The following is a 4,160-nucleotide window of genomic DNA, read 5'->3' on the forward strand; positions in this document are numbered from 1 at the left end:
GTGAAAAAGATAAATTCTCTTGTGAGCATCGCTCACTGCAAGAATTTCCTATTTTTACTTTGTATTTTACGGGCTTAGTATCCTATGAGTAACATTCAAAACATGTCCCTTGAGGACATCATGGGAGAGCGCTTTGGTCGCTACTCCAAATACATTATTCAAGAGCGGGCCTTGCCGGATATTCGAGATGGCTTGAAGCCTGTGCAGCGCCGTATTCTTTATTCGATGAACAAGGACGGCAATACCTTCGACAAGGGCTACCGTAAGTCTGCCAAGTCAGTCGGGAACATCATGGGGAATTTTCACCCCCATGGTGACAGCTCCATCTACGATGCCATGGTTCGCATGTCTCAGGACTGGAAAAACCGCGAGATTCTCGTTGAGATGCACGGGAACAATGGTTCCATGGACGGTGATCCACCGGCGGCTATGCGTTATACTGAGGCGCGCCTGTCTGAGATGGCTGGCTATCTTTTGCAGGATATCGAGAAAGATACTGTTCCTTTTGCTTGGAACTTTGACGATACCGAGAAGGAGCCTACTGTTCTGCCGGCAGCCTTTCCTAACCTCTTGGTTAATGGAGCAACTGGGATTTCCGCTGGTTATGCGACTGACATTCCACCCCATAATCTCGCTGAAGTCATTGACGCGGTTATCTATATGATTGACCATCCGTCTGCCAAGGTGGACAAACTCATGGAGTTTCTGCCTGGTCCAGACTTCCCGACAGGAGCTATTGTCCAAGGTCGAGATGAGATTAAGAAAGCTTACGAGACTGGTAAAGGTCGAGTTGTAGTGCGCTCCAGAACTGAGATTGAAAAGCTAAAGGGCGGAAAAGAGCAAATCGTCATCACTGAGATTCCTTACGAGATTAATAAAGCAGTCTTGGTCAAGAAGATTGACGATGTTCGGGTCAATAATAAGGTAGCCGGCATTGCTGAGGTGCGGGACGAATCTGACCGGGACGGTCTTCGCATTGCTATCGAGCTAAAGAAAGACGCAAATACTGAGCTGATTCTCAACTATCTCTTCAAGTACACTGATTTGCAAGTTAATTACAACTTCAACATGGTGGCGATTGACAATTTCACGCCGCGTTTGGTGGGGATTGTGCCAATCTTGACCAGTTATATTGCCCATCGCAAGGAGATTATTCTGGCTCGCAGCCGCTTTGACAAGGCCAAGGCTGAGAAACGGCTCCATATCGTGGAAGGACTGATTCGGGTGCTTTCCATCTTGGACGAGGTGATTGCCCTGATTCGTGCTTCAGAAAACAAAGCAGACGCCAAGGAAAATCTTAAGGTTAGCTATGATTTCACCGAGGAGCAGGCTGAGGCTATCGTCACTCTCCAACTCTACCGTTTGACAAATACAGACGTAGTGGTTCTGGAAGAGGAAGAAGCAGAGCTGCGCGAGAAGATTGCCATGCTAGCAGCCATTATCGGCGATGAGCGCACTATGTATAACCTCATGAAGCGGGAGCTCCGCGATGTCAAGAAGAAGTTTGGCAATCCGCGTATCAGTGAGCTGCAAGATACAGCAAACGCTATTGAGATTGATACAGCTAGTCTGATTGTTGAGGAAGAGACCTATGTCAGCGTGACACGTTCTGGTTATATCAAGCGGACCAGTCCGCGTTCCTTCTCAGCTTCGACCCTAGAGGAGATGGGCAAGCGTGACGATGACAGACTGATTTTTGTTAGCCCAGCCAAGACGACTCAGCATTTGCTGATCTTTACGAGTCTTGGAAATGTCATTTACCGGCCTGTTCATGAGCTGTCAGACATCCGCTGGAAAGAGATTGGAGAACACCTCAGCCAGACCATCAGCAACTTTGATACCAAGGAAGAGGTTATCTATACAGAATTGCTGGACAGCTTTGAAGAGGGGACTTACTTTGCAGCGACCAAGTTAGGTCAAATCAAGCGTGTAGAGCGCAAGGAGTTCAGTCCTTGGCGGACCTACAAGTCTAAGTCGCTCAAGTTTGCCAAGCTGAAAAATGAAGAAGATCAGGTCATTGCTCTGGCGCCGATTAAGCTAGATGATGTTATGCTCGTGACTAGGAATGGCTATGCCCTTCGCTTCAATATTGAGGAAGTTCCTGTCATCGGAGCTAAGGCAGCTGGGGTTAAAGCCATCAACCTCAAGAAGGATGATGTCTTAGCTGCAGCCTTTATTGCCAATACTGACTCGCTTTACCTCCTGACTCAGCGCGGTTCGATTAAGCGTATGGCAGTCGCAAATATTCCTGTTACCAGTCGGGCAAATCGCGGTCTTCAAGTTCTGAGAGAGCTTAAGACCAAGCCACATCGTGTCTTTGCAGCTGGACCAGTCTATGGCGAAGCACTGGATTTTGATCTCTTCACAACAGAAGCAGAAGCCAGCGAGGAGCAGACTTTGCAGGTGCTTTCCAATAAAGGAACTGCCTATGAGATTAATCTAGCTGATCTCAGCCTGTCTGAGAGAACCAGCAACGGCAGCTTCATTTCTGATACTATTTCAGACGAAGAAGTCTTCTCAGCTTATATCAAGTAATCATCAAACCAGTTCACACGAGCTGGTTTTTTTCAATTTCTAAAAGTTTGATAGTGGCACAAAAGATTGAATAACAAAATTTTCTGAAAATTGAAAATAATACTTGAAAATATCTTAAAAAGGTGTAAAATAGGGAGTATCTAAAAATGAAGTTTGGAAGAAGAGGAAAAAGACCATGACTGTAAATCTCGACTGGGAAAATCTAGGATTCTCATATATGAAACTACCTTATCGCTATTTAGCTTACTATCGCAATGGCCAGTGGGAAGAAGGAAACCTAACTGAGGACGCTACGCTCCATATCTCTGAGTCGTCTCCTAGCCTTCACTATGGCCAGCAGGCTTTTGAAGGTCTGAAGGCTTATCGAACTAAGGACGGTAGTATTCAGCTTTTCCGTCCGGATAAAAATGCGGAGCGTTTACAGCTGACAGCTGATCGCTTACTCATGCCGCAAGTTCCTACAGAAATGTTCGTGGACGCAGTCAAGCAGGTTGTCCGAGCTAATGAAGAATATGTTCCGCCTTACGGAACAGGCGGAACCCTTTATATTCGACCTCTCTTGATTGGTGTCGGCGATATTATCGGCGTGAAACCAGCTGAAGAATACATTTTCACTATCTTTGTAATGCCGGTAGGCAATTACTTCAAAGGCGGTCTGACTCCGACTAACTTCATTGTCTCAGATGACTATGATCGCGCGGCACCGCACGGAACTGGTGCGGCAAAAGTAGGTGGCAATTACGCTGCTAGTTTATTACCAGGAAAGATTGCTAAGGATAAGCATTTCTCAGATGTGATTTATCTAGATCCTGCAACCCATACCAAGATTGAAGAAGTGGGCTCTGCTAATTTCTTTGGTATTACCAAGAATAATGAGTTTGTAACGCCGCTCAGTCCCTCAATCTTGCCATCCATCACCAAGTACTCTTTGCTTTATCTGGCGGAGCATAGACTAGGGCTTAAACCGATTGAGGGAGATGTTCCTCTTGCAGACTTGGGTAAATTCACTGAAGCTGGCGCTTGCGGAACAGCTGCAGTTATCTCTCCTATCGGTGGTATCCAGCACGGCGATGATTTTCATGTCTTTTATAGCGAGACAGAAGTCGGGCCAGTCACTCGCAAGCTGTATGACGAATTAACTGGTATCCAATTCGGTGATGTTGAAGCGCCAGAAGGTTGGATTGTGAAAGTATAATCTAAAAGCTGTCCTTGATTGGGCAGTTTTTCTGTAATTCTAGCCCAAGATAGCTTGCGTAGTCAGCCTTTTTCGTGTACAATAGAAATTTGAAAGAGGTAAGTTATGAGTAAAAAAGACAAAAAGATTGAAATTCAAATCACAGATAGCAAAGTGAAAGTCGGAGCAGACCAATTTGACGGTTATAGTCTTGCTATTGGCAAGAAGGTTATCGGCGAGATTGCTGAACTAGATGGCCAGTTTGCGATCATCAAAAATGGGAATGCTGAAAGTTTTTATAAAAAACTTGAAAGAGCTGTGGAAACTTTGATTGAAACCTATAATTTAAGCAAATAAGGGCTTGCATTTTCATTGTATCAATGTTATAATAGATAGCGTTGATTGTCGGAGAGATAGCGAAGAGGCTAAACGCGGCGGACTGTAAATCCGC

At 45.4% G+C, this 4,160-nt stretch carries 2 protein-coding genes and 1 pseudogene; all 3 read left to right on the top strand.

What is annotated here, in order from left to right:
* The first annotated feature begins 84 nt into the window (after window positions 1–84).
* The gene (gene parC / locus RYK49_RS11325; protein WP_314831582.1) at window positions 85–2,535 is read left to right on the top strand and encodes a DNA topoisomerase IV subunit A; all 2,451 of its coding nucleotides are present in this window, start codon (window positions 85–87) and stop codon (window positions 2,533–2,535) included.
* Window positions 2,536–2,704: 169 nt separating this feature from the next.
* Window positions 2,705–3,730 (top strand): annotated as a pseudogene (locus tag RYK49_RS11330) (branched-chain amino acid aminotransferase); the annotation flags it as partial.
* 105 nt (window positions 3,731–3,835) lie between these two features.
* A complete protein-coding gene (locus RYK49_RS11335; protein WP_002895433.1) occupies window positions 3,836–4,066 on the top strand; it encodes a DUF2969 domain-containing protein in 231 nt (76 codons plus the stop codon).
* The last annotated feature ends 94 nt before the right edge of the window (window positions 4,067–4,160 follow it).

The sequence above is a fragment of the uncultured Streptococcus sp. genome (genome assembly GCF_963525625.1).
Taxonomy (GTDB): domain Bacteria; phylum Bacillota; class Bacilli; order Lactobacillales; family Streptococcaceae; genus Streptococcus.